Source organism: Telluribacter sp., from assembly GCF_035998675.1.
In the GTDB taxonomy this organism is placed as follows: domain Bacteria; phylum Bacteroidota; class Bacteroidia; order Cytophagales; family Spirosomataceae; genus Telluribacter.
In genome coordinates, this window is record NZ_DASYHI010000012.1 from 1 (window position 1) to 16,160 (window position 16,160).

Consider the following 16,160-nt stretch of genomic DNA (forward strand, 5'->3'; position numbering starts at 1 on the left):
TTTGGATGGCTCAATTTCAGACGCCGACTGGCTAAGGATTATGAGAAAACCGTAGAATCTTCTGAGGCCATGATACAAATCGCTTTTGCAACCATATTCCTAAATAGAATGCCAAATTAGTTTCCAAAACATAATCTAAGAGGTTTACCGTATTTTTACGGTACCATCCGGGTGTTATCTATGGGTAAATTTGAGGCATGAAAGAGGAAAATCTTCCGTACGAACCCTATAGAAAAGCCAGATTGGGAAAAGGTGTACCGGGTTCGGAAACATCCGAAGAAGATTTTCTGTCGCGCTTTCTTACCGAGATAAGTACCGCTGCCCTACCACCACCCGCACACCGACGCATCATAGTTATTGGAAAGCATAAGTACTATGATCTGTTTACAGCCCAGCTGATGGATACCCAGGTGGGGCCTTCGGGCGAGTTAAAATCTCCATTTTTAACGGTTAATCCCATTGACCTGATTTGGAAGACCAGAGAAGCAGAAGATATTCAGTTTTACGCCGCTATCGTCAAATTTCAGGCATTTTATGAAAAGTCTTTGGCCGACAGTGAAGGCTTAAAAGCCTTAATTCGTAACCCATTCAATTATCCCTGTTTTTTTCACGATAGCAGTATTACCGAAAAAGCCAGTCCTCGCTCCCTTAGCCCGGTCTCCCTGAGTACACCACCCATTGACTTTAAAGTCCGGATTAGTCTGGGCGAAAAACTGTACCATATCCAGGGTGACTTATATATCAATAAGGTCTATGTTTCTATCAACCAGATCAGCGTACGATTTGAGCAATTCCTGACGGTTAACGATAATTGGTACCTGTGCCCGGATACAAATCTTGTACAAGCAATTGCTTATTTCAAACGGCATGGTAATGTGATCCGGCTATCCTACGATGAATTTTTGAGGTTTCAGACGGAGGTACTTTCCGAAATGGAAACGCACGTACAGATCAACCATTCTTATCTGAAACCAGCCTCTAAGATCCAGCTGAAAAAGGCCGGATTTGACCAGGCACCCGAAAAGCTGATTTACCTGTCGGACCTGGGCGATTATGTACTTATTAATCCGGTTTTAAAATACGGTGATGTCGAGATTCCGGTCCTCTCCCGGCGTCAGATATACGCTCAGGACCACAAAGGAAGCCTTTCAACGGTAGAACGCAATAGCATCGCCGAAGATCAATTAGTAGGTTTACTCCTGAAACAACATCCTGATTTTCTGGAACAGCTAGAGAACCCCCTCCTGTACTTTTACCTGCACAAGTCCCGTTTTCTGGATGAAACCTGGTTTCTGGATGTTTTTGAGGAGTGGTCTGCGGAAAATATTACCGTGTTGGGCTTTCAGCAGCTAAAAGGAAACAACCTGAGCCCACATAAGGGGAAGCTCTCCATCCAGATAGCCAGTGGTCTGAATTGGTTCAACGCGCTGGTGGAGGTTAAGTACGGCCGCAAAAAGGCTTCCCTGAAACAACTACAGAAATCAGTCCGGAATAAAACTAAGTTCGTACAGCTGGATGACGGTACCCTCGGCATACTCCCCGAAGAATGGCTCCAAAAGCTGGAAGCTTATTTTTCGGCCGGTGAAGTAGAGGAAGCGGCAATCCGGATTCCAAAAAACAACTTTACCGTGCTGGACCAGCTCTTCGAAACCCGTATGCTGGACCAGGAAGTACGGGAAGAGGTACTGCGGTACCGTTCAAAATTAACGGATTGGAAAGCCATTGAACCGGCCCCCGTTCCGGCGGGACTACGGGGTACCCTGCGCCCTTACCAGCGACAGGGGCTAAGCTGGCTCAATTTCCTGGACGATTTTGGCTTTGGCGGATGTCTGGCTGATGATATGGGTTTGGGAAAGTCCATCCAAATCATTGCCTTTATTCTTCTGCTGAGGGAAAAGTCGGAAACAAATACGAATTTGCTGGTAGTACCTACATCCTTACTACACAACTGGGAAAATGAAATCAGTAAATTTGCCCCCACCCTTCGGGTATATACCCTCCACGGATCGGGTAGAGTCAGAAGCACGAAGGCATTTGGCGAATACGAAGTGGTACTTACTTCCTACGGTACCCTGATTTCGGATATCAGCTTTCTGAAATCCTTCGAATTTAATTACATTTTTCTGGATGAATCACAGAACATAAAGAATATCTCCTCCCAGCGGTATAAAGCGGCCCGCCTGCTAAAATCCCGAAACCGGATAGCCATTTCGGGTACTCCCATTGAAAACAATACCTTTGATTTGTACGCTCAGCTTTCGTTTGCCTGTCCGGGTTTACTGGGTACCCGACTGTACTTTAAAAATACCTTTGCCATTCCCATTGACCGTTTCAAGGAGAAAAGAAGCGCTCTGGCCCTGCAGGAGCGAATTGCCTCTTTTATACTAAGGCGAACAAAGCAGGAAGTAGCCGGAGAACTGCCCGAAAAAACGGAAATCGTTTTGTATTGTGAAATGGGGGCCGAGCAACGCAAAGTCTATGATCAGTACGAAAGGGAGTTCCGGGAGTACCTGACCCTAAACCCGGAAGAAGTATTGGCCCAAAACCCCATGCACGTGTTGAAAGGAATTACCCGGTTGCGCCAGATCTGCAACTCTCCGCTGCTTATTGGCGATGAAAAACTGTACGGAGATTCGTCCGTCAAAATTGAAATGCTGATGGATCAGATCAGGAGTGTGACCGGTAGGCATAAAATACTGGTCTTCTCCCAGTTCGTATCCATGCTGGACCTTATCCGGAAGGAAGTAGTGAAGGAAGGAATCGGGCACTGCTACCTGACCGGAAGTACCCGCAACCGGGAGGAGGTAATTCAGCAATTTCAGCAGGATGAAACGAAACGGGTATTCCTGATAAGTTTGAAAGCAGGAGGGACCGGTCTGAATTTAACGGCCGCGGATTATGTGTTTATCGTGGATCCCTGGTGGAACCCGGCCGTGGAAAACCAGGCCATTGACCGTAGCTACCGCATTGGTCAGAAGAAAAATGTCATTGCCGTCCGCCTGCTTTGCCCCGATACGGTGGAAGAAAAAATACTCCAGATGCAGCAAAACAAAACCAAGCTAACTTCGGACCTGATTTCCACCGGTGACACCTTTTTTAAGTCGCTGACAAAGTCAGATCTGTTGCATTTAACAAGCCCCTCCGGATCGGAACCTCTTTCATGAAATAAGACTCTCGACGATTATTCTTCAAATCATCACACCTTAACAGGAAATTCAAAAGTTGCTTTTTTCTATACTCTCTTTGTAAACCAGAGGGTACTGCCATTCAGCCCTTGGCTGTTACTTTTCTTAGGCCGGTTAATAGACTGGATCGAGGCTGACCTAGGGAAGAAATAGTATCTAACATATTGTTAAACAGATACTTACTATAAACGTATATCTAAATGGGTATTGTACCGGCTCAACGGAGATGGGTAGGGTAGAGGTGCGTATTCTCCCGGCTCATCCAACGGGAATAGTTGCTCGGCCTAAGGAAGTCCAGCACCCAGTTCAGAGAATGGCCGTAGACATATTTCTTTGATTTTGGTTAAACAATACCTGGCAAAAGATGGAGCCGGGGTTGGGTAAAATTTTTGTTAAACCACTAAATGAAGAGTTACTATGGAATCCACAGCCGAAAACAATCAGAATACACCACAGGATCCCCAACAAAAGCACCCGCAGCCTCCCTATCCGGAGCAGAAGCAGGAGGTACCAGGTACCGAGTCAGAGTTGCAGCCTAAAGCCGACCACGGAGAAAAAAGTTACCGCGGGTCGGGTAAGCTTACCGGCCGGAAAGCCATCATTACCGGTGGCGACTCGGGCATTGGCCGGGCCGTGGCCATTGCCTTTGCCCGCGAGGGAGCCGATGTACTTATTTCCTATCTGAATGAGCACGAAGATGCCCGCGAAACCGCTAAGTACATTGAGGAAGCCGGGCAGAAAGCCGTGCTGGTGCCGGGAGATGTAAGCGAGGAAGCACATTGCAAAACAATTATTCAGCGGGCGGTGGAAGAGTTCGGGCAGATTGATATTCTGGTGAACAATGCGGCCTTTCAAATGGCCCGGGAGTCACTGGAAGAAATCCCGAGTGAGGAGTGGGACTATACGTTCCGTACTAATATCTACGCCATGTTTCACCTGTGTAAAGCGGCCAAACCCCACATGAGGCCGGGAAGTACTATTATTAATACTACTTCGGTCAATGCTTACCGGCCCAAACCAATCCTGGTCGCCTACGCGGCAACCAAAGGCGCCATACAGAACTTTACCGCGAGTCTGGGGCAACTGCTGGCCGAAGACGGCATCCGGGTAAATTGCGTGGCACCCGGACCAATCTGGACTCCACTGATTCCATCCACTATGCCGGAGGAAGATGTACAGACGTTTGGTAAAAATACTCCCATGAAGCGGGCTGGTCAACCGGCCGAACTGGCAGCTGTTTATGTCCTGCTGGCATCGGAAGATTCCAGCTACATGACGGCCTCTACGGTGCAGGTAACGGGCGGTACCCCAACCATCTAAAGTACGTGGAGCCATTTGTACCAGGCGAATTGCCCCGTACTAAAGGCTCCACTGCTATTGGTTTTTCACAGCGGTACCTTTCTGTGCTAAACGGATTCGTCTTAGCTGGATTTTGGTACGGGAAGCAAGTTACGGTAGGTTTTAGTGAAGGTAGTTTAACCGCCAGCCGGTAGGGGAGGAGGGGGCAGAATCAAAGCCTTACCTGGTCAGGACAGACATCAGGTTAAGCCGGTAAGCCTCACTTACAGGTACCCGGTGCCCCTGGAGCGTCACCTGATGCCTTTCCACCTTTTCCAATTGTGTCAAAGAAACCAGATAGGAGCGGTGGACCCGGACAAATTTATCGGTTGGAAGCATGGCGATGGCCTCGCTAAACGTACTTCGGGATAGTATCTTTTTGTCCTTCAGCACAAAGTTAACGTAGTTACCCGTGGCTTCCAGGTACAGAATATCATTGTAGTTTACTTTTAGCTGTTCATAGCCGGTCTTTACAAAAATATGGTCAGCCGTTTCGGGCGCATTTCGCGACGCGTACAGTTCCAAAGCTTTATTGCAGCCCTTCATAAAGCGGGACAGCGAAAAAGGCTTCAGCAGGTAGTCCACCGCATCCAGTTCATAGCCGGTAACGGCATGGTCCGAATAGGCCGTTGTAAATATCAGGAGAGGCTTTTTGCTCAAACTGGTAAAAAACTCAATCCCCGAAATATCCGGCATCTTTATGTCCAGGAAGATCAGATCCACGCTTTCAACCTGCAGGTACTCGAGAGCCTTGAACGCATCCGTGAACTCCGCCCTCAGATCCAGAAAGGGTACCCTGGAGGCGTGAGATTTAACAATCTCCAGAGCAATGGGTTCATCATCAATAGCAATGGCCTTCATCATACGCGCTGCGGACCGGGTCGTTAAAGTTGAATCTTAAGATGCACAAAAAATTCCTTACCCGTCTCCCGAATCATCAGTTCGTGGCGCTGGGGGTACAGCAGTTGTAGCCGTTGCCTCACGTTGGCAAGGCCAATGCCGTTGCTGTTTCGTTCAGGATCTATTCCAGACTTGAGGTGCCTGCTGTTATGGACATCAAAGTACAGCGTTTTTTCCTGTACTTCCAGCGAAATGACAATATGGGACGGCTCCCGCAGACTAATCCCGTGTTTGAAGGCATTTTCTACGAAGGGAATCAGCAGCATGGGGGCTATTTGTACGGGTTCAAGGGGCGGCTCGATTTCGGTTTGAACCCGAATGCCCGGATTTGGATCTGTCCTTAGTTGCTGCAGACTTATGTAGTTGTCAAGGTATTCTATCTCCCGGGCCAGTGGAATTTTTTCCTGCATGTTTTCCTGGAGCATGAACCGCATCATATCACCTAGTTTCTCAATACCCTCGCTGGTCCGCTCAGCCTTTTCCTGAATAGCCGTACCATAAATGGTATTTAGGGCATTGAACAAAAAGTGGGGGTTGATCTGCGACCGGAGAAAATCAAAATTGGCATGGGTTTGTCCCAGCTCCTTTTGGAGTACAAATAGTTCTTGGTTTCCTTTGGTATACCGCTTGAAGAGTACCCAGGAGAGCGGAACGGTAATGAAAAGATGACAGGCGACGATAAAAAATGCCGTCCCGGAAGACGCCTCTGGATCATCGCCAATGAGGGTCAGGGTAATGAAAAGGGTGGGTATCAGCAGTACCAGGGCAGGAACAATCCGGAGCAGGTACGACAGAAAAGGCCTTGTTTTACCCAAAGAAGCCGGGATGAACCGAAAAAATGCTAAACAGTAGACGATAAGTCCTGAAGGGATCAGCGCGCCCCACGCCAGAATAAGAAACCCTTCTGCTTCCACAATAAGCAGCAGAAAGATGCTGATAAACCATACCACCATGGAACCAAGACTATCCTTGGTGACGGTGCGGTACTTGGGAGGAATGGTGTCTGTATCATTGAGCAGCAACAACCCCAGGTACTTGAGAAATGAGTATATCCCGACCATAAAGACAAAAAATAAAGCAATACCATAGCTGTCCCGGAAAACGATACTGTATACTTCCTCATCTGTGGAATAGGTGCCATACAGGTAGTACCGGGTGTAGGTGCCGGCAACGCCCAGAATAAAGCCGGTGACTATAAAAATCAGAAATACAAAGAAGGCCTGGTGAAGTACCTCTTCCCTTTGAAATATCCGGGGTACTATCCAGAAATTCAGCACGAAAAAGGACAGGTACAAGGTGGTATAGCTAATAATTTTCGGGAAGAAGTAGTGCTCGTAGTAGTCGAAAGGCAGGCCGGCCTCCTTAAAAAGAGGCTGAAGTGTATCCCGTGCCGTATCTGCGGTGAATACAGTAGCCAGGAGGGATACGTATACAAAAGTGGAAATCCAGAATTCAATTATCCTGATAGTATCAGGTCTCTTAAGGGCAGCTATCATAATCGGGTTACAATATTAGTACTCAAAGCAGGGGTTAGCTGCTTACTCCTTTACTTTTTTAGTTTGAAATTCCAGAAAAGCCAGTCCAAGAAAAAAAACGGCATAACCAACCGAGACCCAGATTAGGGTGGAAAGGCTGGGCGCATGCTTGGGAAATACCACCAGCATCGGGATAACGTTGGGAAAGTACTTGGCATAGGGCCAGTGGAGTTCCGCGACCATCAGAGCCGAAAGAATCCATAAGCCGATTCCTACCCCAATGGGCAACAGGAAGCTTTTAGAGCGGAGCCCCAGCCAGAACTGGAGTCCAAGGGAAGACAAGATGGACATATAACTTATAGCGTTTAATTTTAATAACTCCGGCCAGTTAGGGCTATGCTTAAAAAGATCAATAACAGGGTAGAATAGATATTTGGTTGTCAGCGAGGCGGCCATAAACAGATTGTAGGCCAGCATGAACAACAAGACTAACAGCTGAACAATCAATAGCTTGGAGAAAAAGATATAACTGGTGGGCTGGGGAGACGTGAGTACTTGTTTCCAGGTGTTGTTTTTGTACTCAATCTGGGGTAGGAGCGTAGTAATCAGGACAATATACATGGGCAGGAACATGATGTTCAGCGCCTGTTGTCCCTGCTGGAAGTACAGGTTCCAGGGGTCCGTTTTCAGTTCATTCAGGCCATCGCCGGGTTCGTAATCAAAGAACATAAAGAATGGTACCAGGAAGGCTGCGGTAAAGCACAGGTACCAGAGCGAGGTTCGACGGGTCTTGAGGAGTTCGGCCCGAAAGGAAATCAGCAGGTTCATGCGTGGCTGGGGGTTAGGGTAGGGGTGGTGGTTAGATCAATGAAAAGCTGCTCCAGGTCGTGAACTTTGGGTTGCAGCAGGTAAACGTCCAGGTCTTGCTGAAACAGCATACGGCCGATTTCGGCGGTTTCCCGGAGGTCCTTTATAGCAATGGAAAGGGTATCTCCCATCCGCATCGGCCGGTAGTGGTACAGGGCCCGAAAGGCAGCCTCATTGTCGGACGTGTGGACCAGGAGCCGGGAACTGTGCTGCTGCACCTTATAGAGTTCCTGGATGGGCCCCTGAAACTGCATCTTTCCCTGAAAGATAATCCCCAGGTGCGTCACCATCTTTTCCACTTCCGAAAGAATGTGGCTGGACACCAGAATCGTCAGACCTTCCTCCCGGTTCAGCTGCCGGATCAACTCCCGGAGTTCGATAATCCCGCTGGGGTCCAGGCCATTGGTGGGTTCGTCCAGGATAAGCAGATCCGGTCGGGGCATGAGGGCCAGAGCAACCGCCAGGCGCTGTTTCATACCCAGGGAAAACTGCTTAAAGGTTTTTCGCCCGGTTTGGGCCAGCCCAACTAATTTCAGTACTTCCTCCAGGCGCTCCCTTGACGTCCCGTACAAGGGTCGGTACACCTCCAGGTTTTCCCTGGCCGTCAGGTGACCATACAACGAAGGAGCCTCAATCAGGGAACCTATCCTTTTCAGGATGTTCTGCCGGTTTGTCTGCAACTCCTGGCCGAAGACCTCAATGCGGCCCCGCTGGGGTTTGAGCAGACCAAGCAGGAGCCGTAGGGTTGTGGTTTTGCCGGAACCATTAGGTCCCAGAAATCCATAAATATGGCCCTGATTCACTTTCAGATTTATATCCGCCAATGCCTTTGCTTCTTTTGAATAGCTATACTCTAAGGCGTGTGTTTCTATTACCGATGCGTTTCTCATGGCTGGTAAAGGTTTTGTATATAAGGAATAATAGTTTGATTGATCGGACTTTCTAACCTATTATGATTGAGAGGGGAAGTTTTTCTAATCCATGGCAAGAAGTGTACTAGCCTGCCTGGAAGCGGGACGTAATTTTGAAAAATTTTCATGGCTAATGATGCAAATGGTATAACTGATCTTTCGGGGAGCAAGATTAAGCAGCAGCTGGCTGGCGAGAAAAAACCTGGGATGAATACCGAGAAAAATGGGACGAATGACCCGTAATCCATCCGGATTAAGATATATAGCTTACCTTGCATAGTGCCGCTGGTCGCAGATCTAAACCGTTCATAAAAATATATTTTACAAAATTTGGATACTAAACAGCGTTTAGTACATTTGTCCTGTTAACAAAATAGTACCATGGGAATTGCCGAAAGAAAAGAGCGGGAGAAAGAAGAGATGCGGGAGTTAATCCTACGGGCTGCCAGTAAGATATTTTTGGAAGATGGGTATGAAAAAACCAGTATCCGGAAAATAGCGGATGCTATTGAGTACAGTCCGGCTACGATCTATCTGTATTATAGGGATAAAAATGAGTTGCTGCACGGCCTGCACGTGGAAGCCTTCCAGAAAATGATGCAGGAGTTTGCTCAGATAGTTCCTATCAGCGATCCGTTTGCCCGACTGGTCGAAATGGGACACCAGTACATCAAGTTTGGTACGCAGAATCCAGAGCTGTACAATCTGATGTTCCTGATGGATGCACCCATGGAATCTCTGGCTTGTCGCAACGAAATATGGGACGATGGGTTACGGACCTTTGATGCCCTACAGGCCGTAGTGGCCGACTGTATCAAGGCAGGGTACTTCAAGGAAACCAATGTGGAGAATATATCCCTCACCATCTGGAGTTATATGCACGGATTGGTAACGATTTACCTGAAGGGGCGAATGAAGATGTTTGAAGACAACCGCGAATTGGAAAGGGTACAGCAATCATTCACCCTTTTTGTTAAAATGATAAAAACTAGCTTATAACCGCCCACAGTACCGGAACAAACACTATTAGCCATGGATAAACTACTAAAAACGGAAGAAGCGGCCCAGTGGGCCCTGTCTATTTTTCTGTTCAGCCAACTCCCCTACGCCTGGTGGTGGTACCCGGCCCTGATCCTGCTGCCCGACCTAAGTATGGCCGGCTACGCCTTCAATACCCGCGTTGGAGCCATTCTGTATAACTTTTTTCATCATAAAGCCTTAGGCATCGCTGTGGGGGTACTTGGATTTGGCACCGGCAACGCTTTACTAATGCTAACGGGTATCATCCTTTTCGGGCACTCCGCCATGGATCGCATGCTGGGCTACGGCCTTAAGTACCCCGATCACTTTAAAAATACGCATATGGGCCGCCTGGGTACCTGATCTATATTTTTTGCCTTTCTACTAAACACTGTTCACTATATAAACTACTATTATGTTTAAAAAATACTTCATTCTGCTGTGTTTGCTCCCGGTTGGAGCAGTCAGCGCCCAAAGCTCCCAGGTACTGGAGGCCTACATGCAGGAAGGATTGCAGAATAACCTGTCACTGCGGCAGGAGACGCTCGAAATCGCCAAAGCCACCGAAAATATTCGTCAGGCCAAAGCGCTGTTCTACCCCCGTGTCACTTTTGCGCCGACCTACTCGCTGGCGGCGGGCGGCCGTCGGCTGCAGTTCCCGGTAGGGGATTTGCTGAACCCGGTTTACGCTACGCTCAATGCCCTTACCGACAGCCGCAATTTTCCCCAGATTGAAAACGTGGATGAGCAACTGGCTCCCAACAACTTCCACGATACTAAGGTATCGGTGCAGTATTCGATTTATAATCCGGAAATCCAGTACAACTACCTCATTCAGCAGAATCTGCTCTCGGCGCAGGAGGCCCGCCGGAAAGTGGTTGAAAACGAGCTGCGTCACGCCATTGAAACGGCTTACTACCAGTACCTGCAGACGCTCGACGCCCTGCGCATTTTCGAAAACAGCCGGATGGTACTTCTTGAGCTGGTGCGACTGAACCAGAAGCTGGTGAGCAATCAGGTTCAGACGAAAGAAGTGGTGTTTGCGGCGGAGTACGAGCTAAGTAAGCTGGAACAGCAACGCGCCGAAGCCCGTAAGAACCACGAAGTTGCCAAAGCTTACTTCAACTTCCTGCTGAACCGGGACCTGCGGGTAGACATACAAGTAGACGAAGCCCTGAACCAGCAGGTACTTCAGACCGTCGAAACCCTGCAAACCCTGTCAGAAGGGGCGGTAACCCGGCGTCAGGAGCTGAAACAGTTAGGAAGTTCCATTGAAGCCGCTCAGAATGCGGTACGTCTGAACGAAAATGCCGCCGTTCGTCCCACCGTATTTGTGGGAGGCAACGCCGGATTTCAGGGCTTCGGTTATGAGTTCAAGGGCCAGGGCTACGCGCTGGGACAGGTAGGACTGCAGTGGGACCTGTTCAAAGGCTACGAACGGAAGTCCAAAATCCAGCAGGCCCGCATTCAGACGGACCTGCTCCGTACCAGGCAACAGGAGGTAGCCAGGCAGATTGAAATGCAGGTAACCCAGGCGTACTATGATCTGCAGACCACCCACGAAAGTCTGCGTGCCGCTACCAGCGCCCGGCACAGTGCCGAGCAGTACTTCAGGGTAATAGACAGCCGCTACCGAAACGGAAACGTCCTGCTCATCGAGTACGTAAAAGTCCAGAACGACGTCCTGACCGCCCAGCTCCAGCAGTCGCTTAGCCGCTACGACCTGCTCATCAAAAAAGCGATGCTGGACAAGGTAACGGCCGTGCCCTAATGGGAGAATTTTACAAAGAACTCAGTCAATCACTCTAAATAGTACTACTTATGAAAACTACCCTATACCTGTCCCTGCTGGCGCTTTTGTTGATTATTACCAGCTGCGGCAACGGAGACGCCCCCAAAGAAACCGCCCTGCCCGAAGAAGGTACCATACCCGTACAACTGGCCACGGTGGAAACCGCCGTCCGGACGGAACCCATTTTCGTATCCGGTACGCTGGCCTCGGAAGAAGAAGCCCGTTTGTCTTTCAAGATTGGCGGCATCGTGAGCCGTATCTACGTCAGGGAAGGACAAGCCGTCAGAAAAGGCCAGTTGCTGGCCGTGCTGGACCTGACCGAAATTAACGCGCAGGTTAGCCAGGCGCAGTACGCCACCGAAAAAGCAGAGCGGGACATGAAGCGGGTCCAGAACATGCTGCGCGATACGGCCGCTACGCTCGAACAGATGCAGAACTCCGTAACTGGCTACGACCTGGCGCAGCAAAACCTTAAAATTGCCAGGTTCAATCAGGCCTACGCTCAGATTATCTCCCCGCTGGACGGTACCGTTACCCGGAAACTCATGAACGAAGGCGAACTGGCCTCCGCCGGAGCGTCGGCGCTGCTGGTCTCTTCCAACCGCCGCAACGACTGGGTAGTGCGGGTAGGGGTATCGGACCGGGACTGGGCCCGCCTGAATACCGGCGACCGCGCAACGGTGCGCCTGGACGCCTACCCCGACGATGCCTTCAAAGGTACCGTCACCAAACTTGCTCAGGCTGCCGACCCGCTGAATAAACTCTACGAAATAGAAGTACGCATTGACCCCGCCGGCAAGCGCTTCGCCACCGGCCTTTTCGCCAAAGTAGAACTGACCTCTTCCCAGAGCCGCAGCTACGCGGTAGTACCCGTTGAGGCCCTGGTAGAAGGCAACGGCCGGGAAGGGTACGTGTACGTCAATCAAAAAGGTAAAGCCCAACGGGTTCCCGTCACTATTGGGTACCTGGAAGGCGACAAGGTACTGATCACCAACGGCCTGGAAGGTATCCGGGAAGTCATCACCGCCGGCAGCGCTTTCCTGACGGCGAACAGCAGTGTATTAATTAAGAATTAATAATGAAAAATGTATAATTGAAAATGTAATACGCTAACCAATATGACGATGAAAAGCGAAGTACCCAAGCCTAACATTGTTTTAGAAAAGTCATTTGCATTTTCAATTCGCATTGTAAAGGTTAATCAGTACCTCTACAAAAACCACAAGGAGATTCTCCCGCTGATTACCCAACTGCTGAAAAGTGGTACCTCTATCGGCGCAAACGTGGAGGAAGCGGTGAGTGGCTACTCTAAAAAAGATTTTTCTTCCAAGATGGGAATCTCCCTGAAAGAAGCCAGGGAAACCCGCTACTGGATACGGCTGCTCAACGAAACCGGGTACCTGGATAAGCGTCAGTACCAAAGCCTGCTGCAGGACGTAGAGGAACTGATCAGGTTACTAACATCCATTCTGAAAACATCCAGAGCAGAGTAATTATACATTATTCATTCTCTATTATTAATTAAAACAACTATGCACATTGCTGATTTTTCCGTTAAGAACTGGCAGTTTATGCTGGTGATGTTTATTGGGGTGGTGGCCCTGGGGCTCAACTCCCTCTTTAACATGCCGCGGGGCGAGGACCCCGAATTTGTGGCCCCAAACTTTGCCGTAGTCTACGTGTACCCCGGTACCGATGCCCTCGATATGGAGGAACTGGTGGTGGATAAGGTAGAAGAGCGCTTCAGCGCTTTGGATAATATAAAAAGTATCAAAACCAGCATTGACGACGGTCTGGCGGTGGTGGTGGTCGAATACGAATACAAAGAAGACCCCGAGGAGAAGTACCAGGAGATGGTGCGGGAGGTAGGCGCGCTGCAAAAAGAGCTGCCGCAGGATATTTTCCGGACCGAAATCCGTCGTTTTTCGCCCACGGATGTGAACATTGTCCAGGTAGCGCTCATTTCCGAAACCGCTTCCGACAAAGATTTGGGCGACCAGGCCGACCGGCTCAAAAAAGAGTTGACCAAGGTAAAGAGTCTGAAAAACGTGGAAGACTGGGGGTACCCGGCCAATCAGGTGCGGGTGTCGCTGAACGTGGAGAAAATGGCGCAGGAAGGGGTACCTGTAAATAGAGTACTGGGTGCGCTGCAGGCCGAGAATACCACCATTCCCGGGGGGAGCATTCAGGCCGGAGCCCGCAAGTTCAACATCAAAACTGCCGGTGACTACGGCTCACTGGACGAAATCCGGAATACCATCGTGGGCGGTACCTCGCAGAAGATCATCTACCTGCGCGACGTGGCCGATGTGGCTTTTAACTACGAAGAATCCACCCATATTACCCGCCTGAACGGGCACCGGTGCGTGCTGGTAACGGCTGCCCAGAAAGAAGGACAAAATATTGAGCAGGTAGGGGCGGCCCTCAACCCGGTCATAGATCAGTTCTCTCAGACGCTCCCGGCAAACGTGAAACTCGTGAAGAATTTTGACCAGTCCGAAAGCGTCAGCAAGCGGCTGGGCCGGTTTGCCAAAGACTTCGGCATCGCTATCTTCCTGGTGTCGTTGACGCTGTTGCCGCTGGGCTTCCGGGCGGCGCTGGTGGTGATGATTTCCATTCCGCTCTCGCTGGCGATTGGTCTGGCTACCATTGACTACCTGGGTTTTAGTATCAATCAGTTGAGCATTGTGGGGCTTATCGTGGCATTGGGAATTCTGGTGGATGATTCCATTGTGGTCGTTGAAAATATCGAGCGCTGGATGCGGGATGGTACGCCCCGCCGCGAGGCCGCCGTAAAGGCAACCAAACAGATCACGCTGGCCGTCATTGGTTGTACCGTGACGCTGATCCTGGCGTTTCTGCCGCTCAACTTCCTGCCCGAAGCTTCCGGCGACTTCATCCGCAGCCTCCCTATCGCGGTCACCATGACCATTCTGGCTTCCATGGTAGTGTCCCTGACGATAGTACCCTTCCTGAGTAGCCGTCTGTTGAAGGCCGACCATAATCCCGAAGGCAACCTGTTCCTGCGGGCCCTAAAGAAAGTTATCAGCGGCTCCTACAGCCGTTTGCTGCATTGGTCGTTGCGGCACCCGGTACCTACGTTGCTGGTCGCCTTCGGACTGTTTGCCGCTTCCCTGGGACTAACCAAAGTAATCGGCTTCGCGCTTTTCCCCAAATCCGAAAAGCCCATGTTCCTGATTACGGTCGAAACACCCGACGGTACCGCCCTGACCGAAACCGACCGCATAGCGCGGTACATAGAAGCCGAGCTTAAAAAAGTACCGGAAGTAAAGTTCACCACCACCAACGTCGGTAAAGGCAACCCGCGTATATATTACAACGTTATTCAGAAATCAGAGGCTTCCAACTTCGCGGAATTCTTTGTGCAGCTGCAGGAGGTGAGTCCGGTCGAGAAAGGCCAAGTGATAGACCGGCTTCGGGAGCGTTTTTCACAGGTAACTAACGCCAGGGTAGAGGTCAAAGATTTTGAGCAGGGCCCGGATACCGAAGCGCCGGTGGCCATCCGGATTTTCGGGGAAGATCTGGATAAAATGCGCGCCGTGGCCGCCGACGTGGAGGCCACCCTGCGCAGTACACCCGGTACCATTTACGTTAAGAACCCGCTCGCTAATCGTAAAACGGACCTGCGGGTAAAGGTGAATAAAGAGAAGGCAGGTATGCTGGGTATCCCCAGCGCCGACATCAACCGGACCATCCGTCTGGCGGTGGCGGGTCTTAACGTGGGTACCTTTACCGATACCAACGGCGACGACTACACCATCAGCGTCACACTGCCCAAAGGTAAAGTACCCGATCAGGAGGCGCTGAGTAAGCTGTACGTCAATACTATGAGCGGCGCTTCGGTGCCCCTGCGGCAGATTGCCGACCTTCAGTTTGAGAGCGCGACCAACCAGATTCGCCACTACGACAAAGACCGCTACGTGACGATCACCGCCTTCGTCAGGAGTGAATACCTGGTGGATGATGTGTACGGTCAGGTACTTAAAAAGCTGGACGAGTACCAGTTTCCCAACGGATTCAGCTACGTGGCCGCCGGTGAAATCGAAGCCCGGTCCAAGTCGTTCGGTGGACTGGGTACCATTATCCTGATTACGGCCTTTGGTTTTCTGGGCGTCCTGATTCTAGAATTTGGTACTTTTAAAAGCTCGCTCATTGTACTGTCGGTCATTCCGCTGGGCATTATCGGGGCTTTAACCGCCCTGTACCTGGTAGGGTACCCGCTTTCGTTCGTAGCTATCATCGGCCTGATAGCCCTGATTGGAATTGAAGTCAAGAACTCCATTCTGCTGGTGGACTTCACGAACCAGCTCCGGGAAGAGGGGGTACCTTTGATTGAAGCCATTCAGCAGGCGGGTGAGATTCGTTTTGTACCCATAGTACTTACTTCTTTGACGGCCATTGGAGGGCTTATTCCGCTGGCCATCGAGGGCAATCCGCTCTACTCACCGCTGGCGTGGGTACTTATCGGCGGACTTATCAGCTCCACGGTACTTTCCCGCATTGTAACGCCGGTACTCTACAAGCTGCTACCGCCGAGGGTGGAAAGCAAGGCAGGGGTACCTCCGGTGGAGGAGTTCGAAGTGGTATAAGTCGTATAACCATTGAGGGCTGCCTTTTCAGGTAGCCCTCAATGATTATACTCTTTCGTCAA

Annotated in this window: 13 protein-coding genes; 9 read left to right on the top strand and 4 right to left on the bottom strand. The window is 50.2% G+C overall.

The annotated features are described in order from the left end of the window. The 3 genes from VGN67_RS24490 to VGN67_RS04885 all read left to right on the top strand — a co-directional run. The coding region (locus VGN67_RS24490; protein WP_414717289.1) for a transposase at positions 1 to 120 on the top strand (120 nt) is incomplete at its 5' end. Positions 121 to 197: 77 nt separating this feature from the next. Further along, the gene (locus VGN67_RS04880; protein ID WP_327485654.1) at positions 198 to 3,164 is read left to right on the top strand and encodes a DEAD/DEAH box helicase; all 2,967 of its coding nucleotides are present in this window, start codon (positions 198 to 200) and stop codon (positions 3,162 to 3,164) included. A gap of 438 nt (positions 3,165 to 3,602) precedes the next feature. Continuing rightward, complete coding sequence (locus VGN67_RS04885; RefSeq protein ID WP_327485655.1) at positions 3,603 to 4,505, top strand: SDR family oxidoreductase; 903 nt, start codon at positions 3,603 to 3,605, stop codon at positions 4,503 to 4,505. A gap of 198 nt (positions 4,506 to 4,703) precedes the next feature. On the opposite strand, the gene VGN67_RS04890 is transcribed toward VGN67_RS04885, so the two are convergent. From VGN67_RS04890 to VGN67_RS04905, 4 genes are read right to left on the bottom strand one after another with little or no spacing between them, the layout of a single operon-like run. After that, positions 4,704 to 5,384, bottom strand: a complete 681-nt coding sequence (locus VGN67_RS04890) for a LytTR family DNA-binding domain-containing protein (RefSeq protein ID WP_327485684.1) — start codon at positions 5,382 to 5,384, stop codon at positions 4,704 to 4,706. Positions 5,385 to 5,407: 23 nt separating this feature from the next. Continuing rightward, a complete protein-coding gene (locus VGN67_RS04895) occupies positions 5,408 to 6,919 on the bottom strand; it encodes a sensor histidine kinase (protein WP_327485656.1) in 1,512 nt (503 codons plus the stop codon). Between the two features lie 42 nt (positions 6,920 to 6,961). After that, the gene (locus tag VGN67_RS04900; protein WP_327485657.1) at positions 6,962 to 7,726 is read right to left on the bottom strand and encodes an ABC transporter permease; all 765 of its coding nucleotides are present in this window, start codon (positions 7,724 to 7,726) and stop codon (positions 6,962 to 6,964) included. Then, the gene (locus VGN67_RS04905; protein ID WP_327485658.1) at positions 7,723 to 8,655 is read right to left on the bottom strand and encodes an ATP-binding cassette domain-containing protein; all 933 of its coding nucleotides are present in this window, start codon (positions 8,653 to 8,655) and stop codon (positions 7,723 to 7,725) included. Before VGN67_RS04905 ends, VGN67_RS04900 begins: the two co-directional genes overlap by 4 nt. 402 nt (positions 8,656 to 9,057) lie before the next feature. Here VGN67_RS04905 and VGN67_RS04910 point away from each other — a divergent pair, with 402 nt between their 5' ends. Genes VGN67_RS04910 through VGN67_RS04935 form a run of 6 tightly spaced genes read left to right on the top strand, consistent with a single transcriptional unit; the run spans position 9,058 to position 16,098 of the window. Beyond that, positions 9,058 to 9,675, top strand: coding sequence for a TetR/AcrR family transcriptional regulator (locus tag VGN67_RS04910; RefSeq protein ID WP_327485659.1), 618 nt, complete (start codon positions 9,058 to 9,060; stop codon positions 9,673 to 9,675). Positions 9,676 to 9,708: 33 nt separating this feature from the next. Continuing rightward, positions 9,709 to 10,059, top strand: a complete 351-nt coding sequence (locus VGN67_RS04915) for a DUF4260 domain-containing protein (RefSeq protein ID WP_327485660.1) — start codon at positions 9,709 to 9,711, stop codon at positions 10,057 to 10,059. A 52-nt stretch (positions 10,060 to 10,111) separates the two neighbouring features. Continuing rightward, positions 10,112 to 11,467 (top strand): TolC family protein, encoded by a 1,356-nt coding sequence (locus tag VGN67_RS04920; RefSeq protein WP_327485661.1) that lies wholly within the window; start codon positions 10,112 to 10,114, stop codon positions 11,465 to 11,467. 50 nt (positions 11,468 to 11,517) lie between these two features. Next, entirely contained in the window at positions 11,518 to 12,564 is a 1,047-nt protein-coding gene (locus VGN67_RS04925; RefSeq protein WP_327485662.1) for an efflux RND transporter periplasmic adaptor subunit, read from the top strand. A 48-nt stretch (positions 12,565 to 12,612) separates the two neighbouring features. Continuing rightward, complete coding sequence (locus VGN67_RS04930) at positions 12,613 to 12,981, top strand: four helix bundle protein (RefSeq protein ID WP_327485663.1); 369 nt, start codon at positions 12,613 to 12,615, stop codon at positions 12,979 to 12,981. 39 nt (positions 12,982 to 13,020) lie between these two features. Then, on the top strand, positions 13,021 to 16,098 hold the full coding sequence (locus VGN67_RS04935) for an efflux RND transporter permease subunit (protein WP_327485664.1): 3,078 nt from the start codon (positions 13,021 to 13,023) through the stop codon (positions 16,096 to 16,098). The last annotated feature ends 62 nt before the right edge of the window (positions 16,099 to 16,160 follow it).